Origin of the sequence: Marinobacter sp. Hex_13, from assembly GCF_001566815.1 — a bacterium.
GTDB classification, from domain to species: domain Bacteria; phylum Pseudomonadota; class Gammaproteobacteria; order Pseudomonadales; family Oleiphilaceae; genus Marinobacter; species Marinobacter salarius.
On the sequence record NZ_LSMM01000060.1, the window covers coordinates 1 to 19,437 of the forward strand.

At 57.9% G+C, this 19,437-nt stretch carries 18 protein-coding genes; 6 read left to right on the forward strand and 12 right to left on the reverse strand.

Going from position 1 to position 19,437, the window contains the following annotated elements:
* Positions 1 to 1,129: virginiamycin B lyase family protein (locus AXW11_RS15050; protein ID WP_286792448.1), on the forward strand; the 1,129-nt coding region annotated here is incomplete at its 5' end.
* 21 nt (positions 1,130 to 1,150) lie between these two features.
* On the opposite strand, the gene guaA is transcribed toward AXW11_RS15050, so the two are convergent.
* Both guaA and guaB read right to left on the reverse strand, forming a co-directional pair.
* On the reverse strand, positions 1,151 to 2,728 hold the full coding sequence (gene guaA / locus AXW11_RS15055) for a glutamine-hydrolyzing GMP synthase (RefSeq protein ID WP_036205338.1): 1,578 nt from the start codon (positions 2,726 to 2,728) through the stop codon (positions 1,151 to 1,153).
* A 65-nt stretch (positions 2,729 to 2,793) separates the two neighbouring features.
* Positions 2,794 to 4,257 carry an IMP dehydrogenase gene (gene guaB, locus AXW11_RS15060; protein WP_007152454.1) on the reverse strand — a complete coding sequence of 488 codons (1,464 nt, stop codon included), beginning with the start codon at positions 4,255 to 4,257 and terminating at the stop codon, positions 2,794 to 2,796.
* A gap of 228 nt (positions 4,258 to 4,485) precedes the next feature.
* Between guaB and xseA the strand changes: the two genes are divergently transcribed.
* From xseA to AXW11_RS15075, 3 genes are all read left to right on the forward strand, one after another.
* Entirely contained in the window at positions 4,486 to 5,841 is a 1,356-nt protein-coding gene (gene xseA / locus AXW11_RS15065; protein ID WP_091641318.1) for an exodeoxyribonuclease VII large subunit, read from the forward strand.
* A gap of 111 nt (positions 5,842 to 5,952) precedes the next feature.
* A complete protein-coding gene (locus tag AXW11_RS15070) occupies positions 5,953 to 7,827 on the forward strand; it encodes a propionyl-CoA synthetase (protein WP_091641321.1) in 1,875 nt (624 codons plus the stop codon).
* 319 nt (positions 7,828 to 8,146) lie between these two features.
* Entirely contained in the window at positions 8,147 to 8,356 is a 210-nt protein-coding gene (locus AXW11_RS15075; RefSeq protein ID WP_008169155.1) for a cold-shock protein, read from the forward strand.
* A 77-nt stretch (positions 8,357 to 8,433) separates the two neighbouring features.
* Here the strand turns inward: AXW11_RS15075 and leuA are convergent, their stop codons facing one another.
* Positions 8,434 to 10,134, reverse strand: coding sequence for a 2-isopropylmalate synthase (leuA, locus tag AXW11_RS15080; protein WP_075196213.1), 1,701 nt, complete (start codon positions 10,132 to 10,134; stop codon positions 8,434 to 8,436).
* Between the two features lie 146 nt (positions 10,135 to 10,280).
* Between leuA and AXW11_RS15085 the strand changes: the two genes are divergently transcribed.
* A complete protein-coding gene (locus AXW11_RS15085; RefSeq protein ID WP_036205333.1) occupies positions 10,281 to 10,778 on the forward strand; it encodes an Lrp/AsnC family transcriptional regulator in 498 nt (165 codons plus the stop codon).
* Between the two features lie 4 nt (positions 10,779 to 10,782).
* Here AXW11_RS15085 and AXW11_RS15090 read toward each other — a convergent pair whose 3' ends face one another.
* Positions 10,783 to 11,397, reverse strand: a complete 615-nt coding sequence (locus tag AXW11_RS15090; RefSeq protein WP_036205332.1) for a TetR/AcrR family transcriptional regulator — start codon at positions 11,395 to 11,397, stop codon at positions 10,783 to 10,785.
* A gap of 10 nt (positions 11,398 to 11,407) precedes the next feature.
* Entirely contained in the window at positions 11,408 to 11,836 is a 429-nt protein-coding gene (locus AXW11_RS15095) for a PaaI family thioesterase (protein ID WP_036205331.1), read from the reverse strand.
* A 108-nt stretch (positions 11,837 to 11,944) separates the two neighbouring features.
* On the opposite strand from AXW11_RS15095, the gene AXW11_RS15100 reads away from it, so the two are divergent.
* Positions 11,945 to 13,678, forward strand: coding sequence for a proline--tRNA ligase (locus AXW11_RS15100; RefSeq protein WP_091641325.1), 1,734 nt, complete (start codon positions 11,945 to 11,947; stop codon positions 13,676 to 13,678).
* Between the two features lie 37 nt (positions 13,679 to 13,715).
* Here AXW11_RS15100 and murB read toward each other — a convergent pair whose 3' ends face one another.
* Genes murB through AXW11_RS15135 form a run of 7 tightly spaced genes read right to left on the reverse strand, consistent with a single transcriptional unit; the run spans position 13,716 to position 19,432 of the window.
* A complete protein-coding gene (gene murB / locus AXW11_RS15105; RefSeq protein WP_091641328.1) occupies positions 13,716 to 14,750 on the reverse strand; it encodes a UDP-N-acetylmuramate dehydrogenase in 1,035 nt (344 codons plus the stop codon).
* The gene (locus AXW11_RS15110) at positions 14,747 to 15,226 is read right to left on the reverse strand and encodes a low molecular weight protein-tyrosine-phosphatase (RefSeq protein WP_036205328.1); all 480 of its coding nucleotides are present in this window, start codon (positions 15,224 to 15,226) and stop codon (positions 14,747 to 14,749) included. The genes murB and AXW11_RS15110 overlap by 4 nt, the downstream gene beginning before the upstream one ends.
* Positions 15,223 to 16,020 (reverse strand): 3-deoxy-manno-octulosonate cytidylyltransferase, encoded by a 798-nt coding sequence (kdsB, locus tag AXW11_RS15115; RefSeq protein WP_041334280.1) that lies wholly within the window; start codon positions 16,018 to 16,020, stop codon positions 15,223 to 15,225. The genes AXW11_RS15110 and kdsB overlap by 4 nt, the downstream gene beginning before the upstream one ends.
* 12 nt (positions 16,021 to 16,032) lie before the next feature.
* The gene (locus AXW11_RS15120) at positions 16,033 to 16,221 is read right to left on the reverse strand and encodes a Trm112 family protein (protein WP_041334278.1); all 189 of its coding nucleotides are present in this window, start codon (positions 16,219 to 16,221) and stop codon (positions 16,033 to 16,035) included.
* A 10-nt stretch (positions 16,222 to 16,231) separates the two neighbouring features.
* On the reverse strand, positions 16,232 to 17,242 hold the full coding sequence (lpxK, locus tag AXW11_RS15125) for a tetraacyldisaccharide 4'-kinase (protein ID WP_091641331.1): 1,011 nt from the start codon (positions 17,240 to 17,242) through the stop codon (positions 16,232 to 16,234).
* Positions 17,239 to 19,014, reverse strand: coding sequence for a lipid A export permease/ATP-binding protein MsbA (gene msbA / locus AXW11_RS15130; RefSeq protein ID WP_075196219.1), 1,776 nt, complete (start codon positions 19,012 to 19,014; stop codon positions 17,239 to 17,241). Before msbA ends, lpxK begins: the two co-directional genes overlap by 4 nt.
* Positions 19,007 to 19,432, reverse strand: coding sequence for an ExbD/TolR family protein (locus tag AXW11_RS15135; protein WP_036205324.1), 426 nt, complete (start codon positions 19,430 to 19,432; stop codon positions 19,007 to 19,009). Before AXW11_RS15135 ends, msbA begins: the two co-directional genes overlap by 8 nt.
* Between the last annotated feature and the right edge of the window lie 5 nt (positions 19,433 to 19,437).

The following is a 19,437-nucleotide window of genomic DNA, read 5'->3' on the forward strand; positions in this document are numbered from 1 at the left end:
ATCTTCACTACCGGAAGGTGCCGGCAAAGCATTGGTTGAGAAAGCCTGCACGGCCTGCCATGGCGTCTCCACCATCAAGCGCTCAGCTGGCTATAGCTCACCCGAAGAGTGGCGACGGGTTTTCTCTACCATGATTGACCTGCAGGATGAGCAGGCCACCAGGATCGCCAATTATCTGGCCCAACACTTTCCGGAAGACCCCAGCAGGCGACCAACACTGGTTCCGGGAAACGTCGACATTGAGATTACCGAATGGACAACACCTACCCTTGGTCAGCGCACTCGGGACCCGATTGAAGCACCAGACGGCTCTATCTGGTGGACAGGTATGTGGGCGAGCCTGGTTGGAAAACTGAACCCGAATACTGGCGAAATGAAGGAATACAATTTACCGCCATCAGCCCGGCCACACTCCATTGTCCCTGATGAGGATGGCAACATCTGGTACACCGGAAACAGCAACGCCACTATCGGGAAGCTGAATCCGGACACCGGCAATATCACTGAATATGAAACGCAGGCCAAAGACCCTCACTCTGCCGTGTTTCATCCCAACGGCAACCTGTATTTCACGGCTCAGCACGCGGCCATGCTGGGCCGACTGGATCCTGAAACCGGTGTATTGAAGGAAGTGAACACTGAAGCCAGGCCCTATGGAATCAAGGTAGATTCCAACGGCACCGTTTGGATTGCCTACAATGGCACGAACAAGATTGGCGCCATGAACCCGAACACTATGGAGGTTCGTTATTACAACCTGCCGGATAAACGAACCCGAGTACGTCGACTTGACCTGGATAGCCAAGGCAACGTTTGGTACGTCAATTCAACGAGGGGAAAAATCGGCCGACTGAACCCGGATACCGGCGCAATCACCGAATGGGATTCCCCCAGCGGCACGGACTCTCATCCTTACGCATTGGCCGTCATCGACGACATTATCTGGTACAACGAATCGGGCATGCGACCTGATGCACTCGTCAGATTCGACCCGAAAGCCGAGACCTTTCAAAGCTGGGCCATTCCCTCGGGAGTTGGGATCATTCGCAATGTTTGGGTGACTGAAGAAGAAAACCTGCTAATCCATCAAAGCAGCACCAATCAGGTCGGGTTGGTCAGAATTAACTGACCAACCCGACCAGCATACCGGTCACTCCCACTCGATGGTTGCCGGCGGCTTGGAGGAAACGTCGTAGGTTACCCGGGACACACCTTCAATTTCATTGATGATGCGATTGGATACCGTTTCCAGCAGATCGTACGGCAGGTGTGCCCAACGGGCGGTCATGAAATCGATGGTTTCCACTGCGCGCAATGCCACCACGTATTCATAGCGTCGGGCATCACCTACCACTCCAACCGATTTGACGGGCAGGAAGACCGCAAATGCCTGACTGGTTTTGTGGTAAAAGTCAGCACGGTGCAACTCTTCCAGGAAAATAGCATCAGCCCGACGGAGGATTTCGGCGTATTCCTTCTTCACTTCACCCAGAATCCGCACGCCCAGGCCGGGCCCGGGGAATGGGTGGCGATACACCATGTCGTAAGGCAGTCCAAGCTCCAGGCCAATACGGCGAACCTCGTCCTTGAACAGTTCCCGCAGCGGCTCCACCAGCTTCATTTTCATGGTTTCCGGCAGACCACCCACATTATGGTGGGATTTAATAACATGGGCTTTACCGGTCTTGGAGGCTGCGGATTCAATGACATCCGGGTAGATGGTGCCTTGGGCCAGCCAGTTCACATCGCGGATGTTGGCGGCTTCTTCGTCGAACACATCAATGAAGGTGTTGCCAATGATCTTGCGCTTCTGCTCAGGATCATCAACACCCTTGAGCTTGGACAGGAACAGGTCTTCGGCATCAACGCGAATAACCTTCACACCCATGTTGCTGGCGAACATATCCATCACCTGATCGCCTTCGTTCAGGCGTAACAGGCCGTTGTCCACGAACACACAGGTCAACTGGTCGCCGATGGCTTTGTGAAGCAGCGCAGCGGTAACGGAAGAATCCACACCACCAGACAGACCCAGAAGCACCTTGCCACTGCCCACCTGATTACGGATCTGCTCCACCGCATCGTCAACAATCTTGGCTGGCGTCCACAGAGCCTCGCACTGGCAGATGTTGAGAATGAAGTGCTCCAGGATGCGCTTGCCCTGCAGGGTATGGGTCACTTCCGGGTGGAACTGGACGCCGTAGAGGTTACGCGACGTATCCTGCATGGCCGAAATCGGCGCACTCTCCGTTGATGCCAGCAGTTCGAAGCCCTCTGGCATCACCACAACCTTGTCGCCATGGCTCATCCACACATCCAGCAAAGATTCGCCGGTTGCCGTGAGATGGTCTGTAATATCTTTCAGCAAAGGCCCCTTGGCCCGCACTTTGACCTGGGCATAGCCAAATTCCCGCTTCTCGGAACTGGCAACACGACCGCCCAGCTGCTCGGCCATGGTCTGCATGCCATAACAAATGCCCAGAACCGGAATCCCTTTTTCGAACAGGCCTTCCGGCGCACGAGGGCCACCCAGTTGAGTCACGGACTCGGGGCCGCCCGCGAGAATGATACCTTTGGGATTGAACTCTTTCAGTTCCTCATCGGTAATATCAAAGGCCTTGATCTCACAATAGACCCCAATTTCCCGAACGCGGCGCGCGATGAGCTGGGTGTACTGGGAACCGAAATCGAGAATCAGAATACGGTGGTCGTGGATGTTATGGGCCATGAAATCCTCGGAGCAGAAAGAAAAAACGCGGCTCACTGGGTGAGCCGCGCCCGAATCGACAGTGGTCAGCCGATACGGTAGTTAGGGGCTTCTTTGGTGATGGTCACGTCGTGGACGTGACTCTCACGCATGCCCGCATTGGTGATGCGGACGAATTCAGGCTTGGTGCGCATTTCTTCCATGGTGGCACTGCCGGTATAACCCATGGAAGCCCGCAGGCCGCCCATCAACTGGTGCACAATGTTCCGCATCGGGCCCTTGCAGGCAACGCGGCCTTCAATGCCTTCCGGCACCAGCTTCTCAATGCCTTTACTGGCGTCTTGGAAGTAACGGTCACTGGACCCCTGCCCCATGGCTCCAATGGAACCCATGCCGCGGTAGGCTTTATAGCTACGGCCCTGATACAGCTCAACCTCGCCCGGGGCTTCGTCAGTACCGGCCAGCAGGCTGCCGATCATGACACTGTAGGCTCCGGCTGCAATGGCCTTGGAAATATCGCCAGAGAAGCGAACGCCACCATCCGCGATCACGGGCACGCCACGGTCTTTCAAGGCGGCGGCCACATTGGACACTGCTGTGATCTGTGGCACGCCAATGCCGGCCACAATACGGGTCGTGCAGATGGAACCGGGACCGATACCTACCTTGACCGCGTCTGCACCAGCGTCGGCCAGATCGATTGCGGCATCAGACGTAGCAATGTTGCCGCCGATCACCTGAACTTCCGGGAAATGTTCTTTAATCCAGCGAACCCGGTCGAGCACGCCCTTGGAATGGCCATGGGCCGTATCCACTACGATCACGTCAACTCCGGCCTCAACCAGCGCGGCTACACGTGCATCTGTATCTGCACCGGTGCCAACGGCAGCGCCAGCTCGAAGACGGCCCTGCTCGTCCTTGCAAGCGAGCGGATAGTCCTTCGCCTTCTGGATATCCTTGACGGTAATCAGCCCGCGCAATTCAAAGTCGTCATTCACGACCAGGACTTTTTCAATGCGGTGACGATGCAACAGCTCTTTCACGTCGTCCAGGTTGGCACCCTCTTTCACCGTCACCAACTTGTCCTTGGCGGTCATGATTTCCGAGACAGGCGTGTCCAGGCGGCTTTCAAAGCGAATATCACGACCGGTGACGATACCAACGAGATCGACACCGTCCACCACCGGCAGCCCCGAAATGTTGTTGGCCATGGTAATGTCCACGAGTTCGCGAACCGTAGTGTCCGGCGTCACCGTGATAGGATCCTTCACGACGCCGCTTTCGAACTTCTTGACCTTGCGGACGGCCGCGGCCTGCTGCTCAACAGACATGCTCTTGTGCATGATGCCGATGCCACCTTCCTGGGCCATGGAAATGGCCAGATCAGCTTCGGTCACGGTATCCATAGCCGCTGATACCAGCGGAATATTCAGGGTGATACCTTTGGTCAGCTGGGTTTGCAGGCTGACCTGGTGAGGAAGAACCTCTGAGCGTCCTGGAACGAGCAGTACATCGTCAAAGGTGAGGGCTTCTTCGGCAATTCGCAGCATTGGGATCCGCCTTTTGAACATGCTAGATTGGAGAATTCTGACACCACACCCCGCAGGCTGTGGCAGTACAAAATTCTTAATCGACCTATTATAAATGGGCCTTGGTTGACAGTAAACCGGGGCTGACTACCTATTGGGTTGCATCTTTTTGAATTTTCGCTATTTTTACTCTCCAATTTTCGGCTTTTGCGTATACAGCAACCCCACAGAAACGAAGGAGCACCCCCTTTGGACAGCGGTTTCCAGGATTCCCGGCCCCGAGCGCTGAGTGTCAGCGAGCTCAATCACCAGGCCCGCCACCTGCTGGAAGCCAGCTTCATGCAGGTTTGGGTTGAGGGTGAATTGTCCGGATTCTCCCGCCCCTCTTCTGGCCATTGGTATTTTTCCCTGAAAGATCGCAAATGCCAGATCCGCTGCGCCATGTTCCGGGGCTTCAACCAGCGGGTGAAAGAAATTCCGAAGGAAGGCGAGCAGGTTCGCATCCGCGGCAAGGTAACGCTTTACGAGAACCGGGGCGATTTCCAGATCATTGTCGAGCATGTCGAGCCAGCGGGACTCGGCGCGTTGCAGCAGGCCTATGAGGAGCTCAAACGCAAGCTGCAGATGGAGGGTCTGTTCGATGCAGCCCGCAAAAAACCGCTGCCATCAACCCCTCGCCACATTGGGGTTGTGACATCGCCCACCGGCGCCGCCATTCACGATATCCTGACCGTACTTGCCAGACGATGCCCGGCCATTCCCGTCACCCTTTACCCCACCGCTGTCCAGGGGCAGGCAGCAACAGCTGACATTGTCCGCGCCATTGACCGGGCAGCCCGACACGGACTCGCCGATGTGCTGATTATTGGTCGCGGTGGTGGCTCACTGGAAGATCTTTGGTGTTTCAACGAGGAAGCCGTCGCCCGCGCCATAGCAGCATGCCCCCTGCCAACGGTCAGTGCGGTTGGCCACGAAGTGGACGTAACCATTGCCGACTTTGTCGCCGACCTGCGGGCACCCACACCGTCCGCCGCTGCGGAAAAGATATCACCCGATCAGCAGGACTGGCTGCGACAGCTCAAGGAACGGGAACATCGACTCGCCGGCGCCGCCAGCCGAGCCCTCAAACGCATGGGGACTCAGCTGGCGCATCTTTCCGCCAGGCTCAGGGATCCCCGGCGTGAACTGATGGAAAAAGCCCAGCGCATGGACGACCTCGACCTGCGGCTGGGCAAAGCCATGCGTCAACGCATGGAGCGGGAAAAGGTGCGCGCTGAACACCTTGGCCAGCGCCTGAGGATGCAATCTCCCGCAAAACGGCTCGACGACAACCGCAGGAGCGTCAGCCAGCTGTCCGAACGACTGACCCGCTTGGCTCGCCAGTCCGTCGTCCAACGCCAGGAGCGCCTTGAGCATCTGGCTCAAACACTGAATGTGGTCAGCCCACTGGCGACGCTGGGGCGGGGGTACGCCATCGTCCAGCAGGAAAACGGGGATATAGTTCGCCAGGCCAGTGAACTCGCGCCCGGAGACAGGATCACTGCCCGTGTTGCCAGCGGCCACGTTGAAGCGAACGTGACCGCGGTCAATTCAGGAAACCAATAACTTTCAAAAAGACAGAAACTTAGCCTATGGTCTAGTAGTCCTATACCTCAAAGCGCCTAAAGTTGTGGGTATTACAAAACACAACAACAACAGTGATGCGAGGTGGATGTTATGGACTACCACTCCGAGTTCAGGCAATCAATCGACCAGCCTGACGCCTTCTGGCGCGAGAAAGCGTCTGCCATTGACTGGATGGAGCCCCCGAAAACCATCTGGCAGCCCACCGATAACGGACATGGGGAGTGGTTTCCCGATGGCGTCCTTAACACCTCCGACATAGCACTGGATGCCAACATCCGGGCCGGGCGCGGCGAACAGAAAGCCCTGATTTACGATTCTCCGGTCACCGACACCATCCGCTCATACACCTACAATGAGCTCACCCGTGCGGTGGCAACCTTCGCCGGTGCCCTCCAGGACAGAGGCATCACCAAGGGTGACCGGGTGATTCTCTACATGCCCATGATTCCGGAAGCCGTCATTGCCATGCTGGGATGCGCCCGGATTGGCGCCATTCATTCCGTGGTCTTTGGCGGTTTCGCATCCAATGAACTGGCGGTGCGCATCGATGATGCCAAGCCCAAGGCCGTCATCACAGCCTCCTGCGGCATCGAAGTCAGCAAGGTCATCGAATACAAGCCCTTGGTGGACAAAGCCATCGATCAGGCGGACCACAAGCCCGAGTGTTGCATTGTGTTTCAGCGCCCGCAGGCTAAGGCCACGCTTCAGGAAGGTCGCGATTTCGACTGGGGTGAAATGGTTAGCCGGGCCCGGGCGGTAGACCCGGTGCCTGTCAGGGCCACCGACCCGCTTTATATCCTCTACACGTCCGGAACCACCGGTAAACCCAAGGGCGTTGTGCGCGACAACGGCGGCCATGCCGTCGCTCTTCGCTACAGCATGCACTTGGTTTACGACGCCAGCCCGGGAGATGTCTACTGGGCCGCATCGGACGTTGGCTGGGTGGTCGGGCACAGCTATATCGTCTATGCCCCCTTGTTTGCAGGCTGCACCACCATTCTTTACGAGGGCAAGCCGGTCAAAACTCCGGATGCCGGCGCCTTCTGGCGAGTGGTCCAGGACCACGGCGTGAATCTGTTGTTCACGGCACCGACCGCCTTCCGGGCGGTCCGCAAGGAAGACCCTGAGGCTGATCAGCTGTCCCGCTACGACATCAGTTCCCTGAAGCGCCTCTTCCTGGCCGGCGAACGACTGGACCCACCCACCTACGAATGGCTGAAGGAACATACCCGCCTGCCAATACTGGACCATTGGTGGCAAACCGAAACCGGCTGGGCAATCTGCTGCAACCCGGTGGGCATCGAGATGATGACGACGAAACCCGGCTCCGCCACGCTTCCGTCCCCCGGATTCAACGTTCAGGTGGTGGACATGGAGGGCCATCAGGTGCCCGCCGGCGAACAGGGCCAGATTGCCGTTAAGCTGCCATTGCCTCCGGGCTGCATGTCCACGGTCTGGGGTGACGACGCCCGATTCCGTAACACTTATCTTGCCCCCATCGAAGGTTTCTACAGTTCCGGTGATGGAGGATTTGTTGATGAAGACGGCTATGTGTTCGTGATGGGGAGAACGGACGACGTTATCAACGTCGCGGGCCACCGGTTGTCCACCGGAGAGATGGAGGAAGTGGTGGCGGCCCACCCGGCCATCGCGGAATGCTGCGTGGTCGGTGCTCACGACGACATGAGAGGCCAGGTGCCCGTGGGGCTCGTACTGATCAAGGACGGCGCAACCATCGACCACGACGAACTTGAAGAAGAGCTGGTTGAGATGGTGCGCGAAAAAATCGGCGCTATTGCCTGCTTCCGCAAGGCGCTGGTCGTGGAACGACTCCCCAAAACCCGGTCCGGCAAGATCCTGCGCCGGGTAATCCGACAAATCGCCGATGGTGAGGACTACGCAGTGCCAAGCACGATTGACGACCCCGCCATACTGGAAGAAATCAGCGAGCAGTTCAAAAGCTGACCACGAGACGCTGTCACCAATCGGAATCTGCGCCACAACGGTGCATCCGTTTGGTGACGATTTTATGACAACTTGTTGTTTTTGCGGATTAAAAAACTTAAATAAAGTGCTAAAAAAAGCGTTGACGCCCTCCCATCTCGGTCTATACTGAAATTGCTGTGAAAATACAGCGGTATTTGGTGAATGCGTTTCAACGTCCTGCCGCAGTGCTCTTCGTTGCCCCTTTCCTCAGTACTTTCTGAATTTTTACAGCGCCGGTATTCCGACTGGATACCGATGGTCCCGTGAGGGCAAAATTTCAGAAATACAGGAAAGATCAATGTCAGATACAAAAACAGGCCACGTAAAGTGGTTTAACGAGTCCAAGGGCTTCGGCTTTATCGCCCAGGACGGTGGCAGTGACGTTTTCGTTCACTATAGTGCAATCAACGCGAGCGGTTTCCGCACCCTGACCGAAGGTCAACAGGTGCAGTTTACCGTGACTCAGGGTCCGAAAGGTCCCCAGGCGGAAAACGTAACCCCAGTCTGAGGTTACGCGACCCCGCCCTATGCCCCTCACGGGCACAGGGAATCCGAAAAAGCCGGCATTCGCCGGCTTTTTCTTTTTCAGGCATCCGCTTCCGCCGACGCCTTATTGGTGACCCCATCCCGACGACCAGCTTCGACCACCTGGGAAACCGCTGAAAACAGCGCCTGCAAGGTAGCCGACGTGGTATCCTCGGCCAGAGCGGCCGCACTGCAGTGATGTCCATCCACCGTCACACGGATACAGGCCAGTGCATTGGCGTTGGTGCCCTCACCCAATGCAAATTCATCGTAGGCTTCTACCGCCAGGGTTACGCCGTATTCCGCCTCCAACGCCGCTGACACTGCCTCGACCGCTCCGAGGCCATGACCTTTGAGTATGATCGGGTCGCTTTCAGCGCCAATACTCACAACGGCATTCACGCCTTCATCATCCCGGTGAAGGTCATAGGATCTCAACTCCCAGGCTTTGGCCACCTTCAGGTAACGATCTTCGAACAACCGATGAATCGTCAGTGAGTCAATCTCTCCGCCGTTGGTTTCGGCCTCTCGCTGCACCAGCTTACTGAACTCGATCTGCAACCACCGTGGCAGGCTGATGTTGTAATCACGCTCCAGGACATAAGCCACACCACCTTTGCCAGACTGGCTGTTGATGCGAACCACTTCCTCATAACGGCGACCGAGGTCGTGAGGATCGATGGGCAGATACGCCACATGCCAGCTTTCGCCTTCGGTGCGGCGGGCCAGGCATTTACGGATGGCATCCTGGTGGCTACCCGAGAAGGCTGTAAACACAAGCTCACCGGCATAGGGGTGGCGGGGATGGGTGGAAATCTCGGTACAGGCTTCAACCACATCGGTAATCTCAGCCATTCCAGACAGGTCCAGCGTCGGATCCACGCCCTGTGAGTAAAGATTCATCGCCATGGTGACCAGGTCCATGTTGCCGGTACGCTCACCATTGCCCATCAGCGTGCCTTCCACCCGGTCAGCGCCGGCCATCACCGCCAGCTCCGCCGCCGCTACGGCACAGCCACGGTCGTTGTGGGTATGGACGCTGATACTGATGTGCTCGCGATACCGAACGTGATCGCAGATCCACTCGATCTGATCGGCAAATACATTGGGGGTCGCCATTTCCACGGTGGCTGGCAGGTTGATCACCACCGGCTGGCCCTGATCCGGGCGCCAGACGTCGTTTACCGCATCGATCACGTCCGCGGCGTATTCCAGTTCCGTTCCGGTAAAGCTCTCCGGCGAATACTGGAAAGTCCATTCGGTGTCCGGGTACTTGGCGGCGTTGGCCTTGACGATGCGGGCACCATTGACCGCAATATCTTTCACGCCTTCGCGGTCCATGCCGAAGACCTGCTCCCGCTGAACCGTCGACGTCGAGTTGTACACATGTACGATAGCCTTGCGAGCCCCCTTAAGGGCATCGTAGGTGCGCTCAATCAGCTCCGGCCGCGCCTGGGTCAGCACCTGAATGTGCACATCATCGGGAATGCGATCTTCTTCAATAAGTTTGCGACAAAAATCAAAATCCGGTTGGCTCGCTGCCGGAAAGCCAATCTCGATTTCCTTGAACCCCAGCTTTACCAGCAAATCAAACATCCGCTGCTTCTGCGCTACCGACATCGGCTTTACCAGTGCCTGGTTGCCATCCCGCAGATCCACCGCACAAAAACGGGGAGCGGTGGTGATGACTTTGTCAGGCCAGCGACGATCGGTTTTCGCCACCGGCGTAAACGCAACGTATTTACGATGATCAAATGCCATTGGGGTGATTCCTTGCTGTTCTCACGGGGAATTCATTGATTGTGTATCAGGATAACGCGTCACACGGGGAAAATGATTGCTTTTTCTCCCTTAAGAAACCCAGAATAGACACAATATTCCAGGATACTCACTGAAGGTGCAATTTTATGTCAACTTCCGACAAGTCGCTTGTTAAAATCGACAGGATTGACCGTCATATCCTCGAACAGTTGCAACAGAATGGCTCGCTGACAAACCAGGAGCTGGCAGACAAAGTCGGTCTTTCACCCTCCCCTTGCCTGCGACGGGTCCGCGCACTGGAGGACGCCGGGATCATAGTTCGGCAGGTAACAATCCTTGATCACAAAAAGCTGGGACTGTCCCTTACGGCGATCATACTCATCGGCATGGACCGGCACACCCCCGAACGCTTTGCCACGTTCGAGCGGCAGGTGGGTGAATACCCCGAAGTTCAGGAATGCTACCTGATTACCGGCCAGGACGCCGATTACATGCTCAAGGTGGTAGTGCCCGACATGGATCATTATCACCACTTTCTGCTAAATCGCATCACCCGCATCCAGGGCGTCAGTGGTGTGCACTCCAGCTTTGTGCTGAGGCGGGTTATTGACAGCACGGCCCTGCCTCTGGGGTATCTGTCCTGACTTGCTAGCGGATGAGCTCAGCCAGATAGGCCCGGGCCATGCATTTGAGCTCACTCACCATCGAACGGGCCTGATCGTCCGGCAGGGTAGCCGCAAGCCTGAGAACGGTTCCGGCCGAGCGGGGCAACATCAGGCTCGCCGTCCACCGACGGTCTTCCGGAATGCGGGGGCAGACGTCCCGCAAGCGGTTATCCAGGTCGCGGGCATGGCTGTAGAGCTCACGGATATCCAGGTCCCGCAATTCGGGCATCGATTCCACCCCGCTCCAGATCACGGAATAGGCAGGTTCGGTCCGATAAAACTCATAGAACAGGTCAATCAGAACGTCTACGGCATCCACCAGCTCCAGAGTCTGGAGCCGCTCCCGCAACGCCGTCTCCATGCGCTCAACATGCCCTTCAGCAATCGCCTTTACGATGGCCGCCTTGTTGGGAAAGTAACGATAGAGGGAGGCGAGTGACATGCCGGACTGACGGGCAATGGCAGACATACTGGTGGCATCGACACCCACCTCGTGGAAAATCGCTGCCGCATGGCTGAGAATGCTATTCACGCGCTCGCGGCTTCTGGCCTGAACAGGCTGACGGCGAGGCGTGATATCTACGGTTTCTTCGGTCATATCTCCTGCTTCAGTCGCGGTTATACGGTAAAGCATAGCTGCCCGTTACATGGGCGACCAGTTTCTCCTCGTTTCCCTGCCCGGATAGCAACCGCACCTCGCAAAAAGCAAGTCGGCGCCCCATCCGCAGAACCCTCGCCTCCCCTATCAGGTCGTCCGGTGCCGGCTTATGCAGGAAATTGATCGACAGGTTGCTGGTCACCGCCATCTCAACCTGACCAATGGCGGCCATCACTGCCGCGTACATGGACGCATCCGCCAGGGCCATCTGCACCGGGCCAGACAGTGTGCCGCCGGGGCGAATCAGGCGTTCGGAAAACACCAGGCGGGTGCGGGCGAACCCGTCTTCCCGCGCTTCGTCGACGGTAAATCCGATATCCTCGGCCATAGGCACACCGGCCCTGATAACGGCCTCGACTTCAGTTGCGGTCAGTGTCATTCGCAGCTCTCCCAATGTCCATCTGTACCTCGTGGTAATCGCTCCGTACAATAGCGAGCACGACAGGATAAATAAAGAACCCCTTCTCAACTGCTTACGGATAACACAATGCGAGCAAGCCGCTACCTGATTGCCACCCAAAAAGAAACGCCTGCCGATGCCGAGATCATCAGCCATCAAATGATGCTCCGGGCAGGAATGATCCGAAAACTGGCCTCCGGCCTCTACTCCTGGCTGCCAATGGGATTGAGGGTGCTTCGCAAGGTTGAACGCATCGTGCGCGAGGAAATGGACAAGAGTGGCGCACAGGAAGTGCTGATGCCCGCGGTACAGCCGGCGGAGCTGTGGCAGGAATCCGGGCGCTGGGAACAGTATGGCGGTGAACTACTGCGGATGAACGACCGCCATGGTCGCGACTTCTGCTTCGGGCCCACCCACGAGGAGGTCATCACCGATCTGATCCGCAACGAGCTGAAAAGCTACAAGGAATTGCCCGCGAACTTCTACCAGATCCAGACCAAGTTCCGCGATGAACGACGTCCCCGGTTCGGCGTGATGCGTGCGCGGGAATTCATCATGAAGGACGCTTACTCGTTCCATGTGAATGCGGAATCATTGAACGACACGTATCAGGTCATGCATCGCACCTACTGCGCCATCTTTGATCGACTGGGCCTGGATTACCGCCCCGTCGAGGCGGATTCAGGCGCTATCGGCGGAAGCGCGTCCCACGAGTTCCATGTACTGGCCTCATCCGGTGAAGACGCCATTGTGTTCAGCACCGACAGCGACTATGCCGCCAACATTGAGAAAGCCGAAGCCGTTGCGCCTGCCGGAGACCGCTCATCGCCTTCCGAAGAAATGGCGGAGGTGGCCACACCAGAGCAACGGACCATAGAGGCCGTTGCCACATTCCTGAACGTAGACGCCAGTCGCTGCGCCAAGACCTTGCTGGTCAAGGCCGAAGAAGACGACAACGGCCACAGTGGCCTGATTGCCCTGATTCTTCGGGGGGATCACACCCTTAATGAAATCAAGGCGGAAAACCTGCCCGATGTCGCTGAACCGCTGACCATGGCCACCGATGAGGAAATCGAACAGGTTGTCGGTTGCAAGGCCGGCTCCATCGGCCCCGTGAACCTGACAGTGCCCGTCATTGTCGATCGCAGTGCGGCACACATGGTGGACTTTGTCTGCGGCGCCAACAAGGAAGGCCACCACCTGACCGGCGTAAACTGGGAACGCGATGTAGCCCTGAGCCGCGTGGAAGACCTGCGCGATGTGGTCGAGGGCGATCCCAGCCCGGACGGCAAGGGCACCCTGGAAATCCGGCGCGGTATTGAAGTTGGCCACATTTTCAAGCTGGGCAATAAATACAGCAAGGCCATGAACGCCACGGTACTGGATGAAAACGGCAAGAGCGCCACCCTGGAAATGGGCTGCTACGGTATCGGTGTCTCCCGGATTGTCGCCTCGTCCATTGAGCAGAACCATGACGACAAGGGCATCATCTGGCCCGACGCCATTGCTCCGTTTGAGGTGGCTATCGTGACACTGAACGGCCACAAATCCCCTTCGGTCATGGCTGCCGGGGAAAAGCTCTATGAGCAGCTTCGCCAGGCTGGTTTTGATGTCCTTCTGGATGACCGGAACGAACGTCCGGGCGTGAAGTTCGCGGATATGGAACTGATCGGCATTCCTCACCGGTTCGTGGTATCCGAGCGGGGCCTGACGGCAGAAACCCTGGAATACAAGGGCCGCCGTGACGAAGACAAGCAGGATATTCCACTCGCTGAGGCACTCCCCTTCCTGATTAGCGCCTCCCCCCGCAACGGCCTTTAAGGAACCGTGCAACGAGCGTAATCGGTTCAGGCCTGCCCTATGGGCATGAACCGATTACGCCCGGTTCCATTTCCAGCGCAATACCAAAGCGGGCTTCAACATCCTCCCGGATACGGTTGGCCAATGCCAACACGTCCTGACCGCTGCCATTCGAATGGTTCACCAACACCAGTGCCTGACGGTTATGGACGCCAACGCGGCTATTGCGATACCCCTTCCAGCCACACTGGTCGATCAGCCATGCGGCCGCCACCTTGGCATTGTCATCACCGGGGTAGCCGGCGATCTCTGGGTGTTGCTCCTTCAATGACTCCCAGGTTGCCATTGGCACAACTGGGTTCTTGAAGAAGCTGCCGGCATTGGGAAGCTGTTCCGGATCAGGCAATTTGCGTCGACGAACAGCCATCACGGCACTGGCGACATCAAGCGGAGTGAGATCGCGCAGGTCCTGCCCGTCGAAATAGTCGCAGAGGTCACGATAATCCAGTGAGAATGGTCGGGTGCGGGACAATCTCAGACGAACCTCTGTGATGACGTAGCGCCCGGGTTCGTGTTTGAACACGCTGTCACGATAGCTGAAATGGCACAGACTGTTCGTCAGCACCACTTCGTTGCCGGTCTGCCGATCCAGGGCCCGGATATCCACCAGGGTGTCCTGCAACTCCGTGCCATAAGCTCCGATGTTCTGAACCGGTGCCGCCCCGACAGTGCCAGGAATCAGCGCAAGATTTTCAATCCCTCTGTAGCCGGAGGAAGCCGCGTACAACACACTTTCGTGCCAGTTTTCACCAGCGCCCAGTACCAGTGTCGCCTCGTCGCCACTAACCTGCTCCCAGCACCGGCGTGCGATGGCGATGCGAATCACCAGCCCCGGATAATCCCCTGCAAATACCAGGTTGCTGCCACCTCCGAGCAGGAGCGGCTCAACCGATGCTTCCGATGCCCACGCCAGCGCTCTCCGGAGCGCCTCGACAGTGGTGACTGACACAAAATACCGCGCCCTCGCCTCGATACCAAGACTGTTCATCGTCCCCAGGGACACGTTCTCCCTGATCTCCCCGGAACGGGTCACACCAGCCGCTCCCGGATATGCTCAAGAAGACCTTCACTGGCCTCGGTAATCAGGTCAAGTACGTGCTCGAAGCCCTGGTCGCCACCGTAGTATGGGTCCGGCACTTCCTCTTCATCAGAACGACCAAACCCCAGAAACAATGCCGGCTCGGTCCCGCCATGTTGCTGCCAGATATCCCTGACGTCCGCGAGATTCTGACGGTCCATCACCAGTACGTAATCGAACCGGTCCAGATCCGGCGCCTGGAACTGGCGGGCCCGGAGATCACTGATATCGATTCCGCGCTTGCCGGCAGCGGCCATGGCGCGTCCGTCCGGGGCCTTGCCCACATGCCAGTCGCCGGTGCCGCAGGAATCGATGGCAATGCGACTTTCGAACCCGGACTGCTGAACCACCTGGCGAAAGACACCTTCTGCGCTGGGCGAACGGCAGATGTTGCCAAGACAGACAAACAGTACGTTTACTTCCGGCTTCATGGGTGTCCTGCCCCCTTTTGTCTGGTAATCATGATTTGCCGCAGACGCTCTAGATCCTCGGCGGTATCCACGCCCGCGGGTGGCATCCGGCACGCTTCTTCGACGTGAATGCGGGCGCCATTGTAGAGTGCCCGCAGCTGTTCCAGGGATTCAGTGACTTCGGTCGGGGCTGGCGCCCAGGTCACGAAATTCCGCAGGAGGCTGACGCGGTAGCCGTAGATGCCAATGTGACGATAGTAATTGCTGTCTTCCGGTAGCGGCCGCGCCGCGGCGGTGTCGCCACCGTCCTGCCACGCATCCCGGGCCCAGGGAATCGGCGCCCGGCTGAAGTAGTGGGCCATGCCCCGGTTATCGAAAACCACTTTGACAACATTGGGATTGAACACACTGGTGGCGTCAGGAATCCGCTCGCAGAGGGTGGCGATGGCTGCGTCAGGGTGAGCTTCGAGGTTTGCGGCCACCTGGTCAATCAGTTCCGGTGGGATCAAGGGTTCATCACCCTGAACGTTGACAACCCGGTTGTCCGAACCAAACCCCAGTTTTCGAGCTACCTCTTCAAGACGGTCCGTACCACTGGCGTGGTTGGCGGAGGTCATCACTACTTCCGCGCCGAAGGCGGCACAGGCGGCCTTGATGCGTTCGTCATCCGTGGCGATCACCACACGACCAGCCTGACTTTCACACGCCCGCTCATAGACGTGCTCAATCATCGGCTTGCCGGCAATGTCTGCCAATGGCTTGCCAGGCAGCCGAGTAGAGGCATAACGTGCCGGGATAACGACGGTGTAGGACATACGGGCTTCCTGTCAGCGTTTGTGGAGTCGCTCGTCGGTCGTCAGAGTCCGGGCTTCGGTGGCGAGCATCACCGGTATCCCCTCGCGAACCGGAAAGGCCATCGCATCCTGATAGCAGACAAGCTCGGTTTTGGCGTCGTTCAGCTTCAGGTCACCTTTGCATACCGGACAGGCCAGCAGGGCCATCAGTTTTTTATCCATGGTGCGGTTCTCACAATGTCATTGTATCCAGCGATTGGTTGCAGTCATTGACGCGGGCCACGAACGCCTCGGAAAACACCTCGGGGAGGCTGGCCGTGACAGACAGGACCCAGGTGTTGTCAGGGGCGATCCCGCGGCACTTGACCGCATCCTTAGCGGTCATCACCAGCCATTCGCCGTCTTCGGAGTGCAGGTCGGCGGGCGTAAAACGATGATGGTCCGGCAAGGCAAGAGGCCTGACCTGGGCCCCCAGCGCCATCAGTGTATCGAAAAATCGGCTGGGATTACCGATCCCTGCCACTGCCCTCACGCGCCGGCCTTCCAGGCATTCCGGAGACAGCACTTCCCCGGTCACAAGGTTGCGCAGCTCAGTAGGGGCCAGGGTCATGGTGAACTGGCGCTCATGCTCGAGCTCGTCGAGATGGCCGCCATTGGTGATCACGAAGTCGACGGATTCCAGCCGCGCCAGAGGTTCACGCAACGGCCCCACTGGAATCAGGGCGCCGTTGCCGACACCACGGGCCGCATCGAAAACGGCCAGTTCAATATCCCGGGGAAGCCGATAATGCTGGAGCCCGTCGTCGCACACCAGAATGGTACCCAGCCCTTGCTCCAGTGCCCATAGGGCACCCCGTCTGCGATCCGGGTCCACCACAACCGGGCATCCCGATTGCGCGGCCAGCATTACCGGCTCGTCACCGGCGATCCTGGCGTCGGTGTCAGCGTTGACCAACAGCGGATAGCGATCAGACTTGCCACCGTAGCCACGGCTCAGGATCACTGGCTGCCAACCCTGGTCCTTCAGCAGACTGGTGAGAGCGGCAGTCAGCGGGGATTTTCCTGTGCCCCCGGCGGTGATATTGCCCACCACCACCACGGGAACCGGAATGCGTTCGTTCATCGCCTGCCAGGCCCGGCGGCGACGGTTTTCAGAAATGGTGCGGTAGAGCCAGACCAGCGGATACAACGGCCACAGGGGGCGCCTACCGCTGTACCATACCCGTTCCACCAGCGTGGTCATGCCTGCTCGCTGAACTGCATCTGGTGGAGCTGGGCGTAGGCGCCGCCCTCGGCCAGCAATTCATCATGGCGACCGGACTCGACAATTCTGCCGCCATCCATCACCAGGATGCGATCCGCCTTTTCAATGGTTGATAGCCGGTGGGCAATGACCAACGTTGTACGACCCTGCATGACGGTTTCCAGTGCATCCTGTATGTGCCGTTCCGATTCCGTATCGAGGGCCGATGTTGCCTCGTCCAGGATCAGCACCGGTGCGTTTTTCAGCAGGGCCCTTGCAATGGCCAGTCGCTGGCGCTGGCCGCCGGAAAGCATCACGCCGTTGTCACCAATCATGGTATCCAGACCTTCCGGCATACGCTCGATGAACTCCAGCGCATGGGCCTTGGCCGCTGCATCAGTGATTTGCTCGCGACTGCAGTGGCGGAGTGCGCCATAGGCAATGTTGGCCGCAATGGTGTCGTTGAAAAGAACCACGTTCTGGGTCACCAGCGCAATCTGTGAGCGCAGGGCTTCCAGGCTGAATTCTTTCAGGGAGTGGCCGTCCAGACGGACATCCCCACCGGTGTACTCGTAGAAACGAGGCAAAAGACTGACCAGTGTCGACTTGCCACTGCCCGAACGCCCGACCAGGGCAACACTCTGACCGGCGGGTATGTTCAGGGAAATATCCTTGAGAACGTCGTCCAACTGGTCACGATAGCGGAAGGACACGCTTTCAAATTCAATGTTGCCGTTAACCCGTTCCGGCGCGTAGGTGCCCGGATCGTGTTCCGGTTCCTCGTCCATGGTTCCGAAGACGTCGTGGGCAGCGGCAACGCCACGCTGGATCTTGGCATGTACGGACGTTACCTGGCGAATGGGCTTGGCCATGGTTGTTGCGGCGGTAATGAAGGCCACAAGCTGGCCGGTACTCATTTCGCCACGGATCTCCGGCGCCAGCATGGTCCACACCAGTGCCGCGATGGCAATCGCCACCAGCACCTGGATAACCGGGATGCTGATGGCCTGGGTGGAAGCCATCTTCAGGCTCTGCTCCAGGTTTTTCTCACTGACCTTGCGGAAGCGGTCGCGTTCATAGTGCTCGCCGCCAAAGGTACGGACCACCCGATAGCCACTGATGGACTCGGAAGCCGCATGGGTAATATCGCCCATCGACCCCTGGATACGTTTGCTGATTCTGCGGAAGCGCTTACTCGCGTAGCTGACCACCAGGGCAATCAACGGCCCCACGGCCAGGAATACAAGGGTCAACTTCCAGTTGGTGTAAATCATAAAGCCCAGCAGGCCGAGAATGGTAAGCCCTTCCCTGAGGGTGATGGTCACGGCGTTGGTCGTGGCATCCGCCACCTGTTCAACATTGTACGTGATCTTCGAAACCAGCCGGCCGGAAGCGTTCTCATCGAAATAGCGAGACGGCAGGCTCAGCAAACGGTCGAAGACTTGCTGGCGCAGGGCGTTAATAACCTGCCGCCCAACGTAACTGATGAAATACTGGCTCATGAAGGTGCCGACACCACGAAAGGCAAACACCCCAACAATCAATAACGTCAGCAGAATTCGGTTCTTGTCGGTGGGATTTTCCAGTGCCGTAATGACGTATTCCATCGCCGCAGCCATACCTGTAGAAGCCGCTGCGTAGATGATATTGCCAACCACGGCGAGCGAGAACGCCAGCCAGAAAGGCTTTACGTAAGCCAACAGGCGTTTGTAGGTTCCCCAGTTGGATGCCGGCTGGTGTGACTCTTCGGCTGTCGACGTGGCGTCACTCACTGCCTTCCGCCTCTCGTTCGGTGGTGATGCTGAGTTTGGCAAAACCAAGACGACCCGCCACATCCATGGCACGCACGACGAACTCGTGAGGGGTACGGGCATCCGCGGTGATGATGAACGGCAGCGACGTGTTGTCCTGTGCCAGTTCACTAACCGCCCTTTCCAGGGTTTCCCGACGATTATTCACCAGGGTTCGGTCGTTGAGGATGTACTGGCCCTCGGCGTTGATGACCACATCAATCAACTCCGCCTCGGATTCCGACCGCTCACCGTTGGCTTCCGGCAATTCGATATTGAGGTGGCTCTCACGGGTAAACGTGGTGGACACCATAAAGAATATCAGCAGCAGGAAGACCACATCGATCAGTGGCGTCAGGTCTACCCCGACTTCCTGACTTCTCTGACGCTTGAACTTCACAGTGT

Bases quoted from the DNA above. Each gene is read 5' to 3' on its own strand.
- guaA (WP_036205338.1), bottom strand. From the start codon at position 2,728: ATGGCCCATAACATCCACGACCACCGTATTCTGATTCTCGATTTCGGT.
- guaB (WP_007152454.1), bottom strand. From the start codon at position 4,257: ATGCTGCGAATTGCCGAAGAAGCCCTCACCTTTGACGATGTACTGCTC.
- AXW11_RS15070 (WP_091641321.1), top strand. From the start codon at position 5,953: ATGGACTACCACTCCGAGTTCAGGCAATCAATCGACCAGCCTGACGCC.
- AXW11_RS15075 (WP_008169155.1), top strand. From the start codon at position 8,147: ATGTCAGATACAAAAACAGGCCACGTAAAGTGGTTTAACGAGTCCAAG.
- leuA (WP_075196213.1), bottom strand. From the start codon at position 10,134: ATGGCATTTGATCATCGTAAATACGTTGCGTTTACGCCGGTGGCGAAA.
- AXW11_RS15085 (WP_036205333.1), top strand. From the start codon at position 10,281: ATGTCAACTTCCGACAAGTCGCTTGTTAAAATCGACAGGATTGACCGT.
- AXW11_RS15090 (WP_036205332.1), bottom strand. From the start codon at position 11,397: ATGACCGAAGAAACCGTAGATATCACGCCTCGCCGTCAGCCTGTTCAG.
- AXW11_RS15095 (WP_036205331.1), bottom strand. From the start codon at position 11,836: ATGACACTGACCGCAACTGAAGTCGAGGCCGTTATCAGGGCCGGTGTG.
- AXW11_RS15100 (WP_091641325.1), top strand. From the start codon at position 11,945: ATGCGAGCAAGCCGCTACCTGATTGCCACCCAAAAAGAAACGCCTGCC.
- AXW11_RS15110 (WP_036205328.1), bottom strand. From the start codon at position 15,226: ATGAAGCCGGAAGTAAACGTACTGTTTGTCTGTCTTGGCAACATCTGC.
- kdsB (WP_041334280.1), bottom strand. From the start codon at position 16,020: ATGTCCTACACCGTCGTTATCCCGGCACGTTATGCCTCTACTCGGCTG.
- AXW11_RS15120 (WP_041334278.1), bottom strand. From the start codon at position 16,221: ATGGATAAAAAACTGATGGCCCTGCTGGCCTGTCCGGTATGCAAAGGT.
- lpxK (WP_091641331.1), bottom strand. From the start codon at position 17,242: ATGACCACGCTGGTGGAACGGGTATGGTACAGCGGTAGGCGCCCCCTG.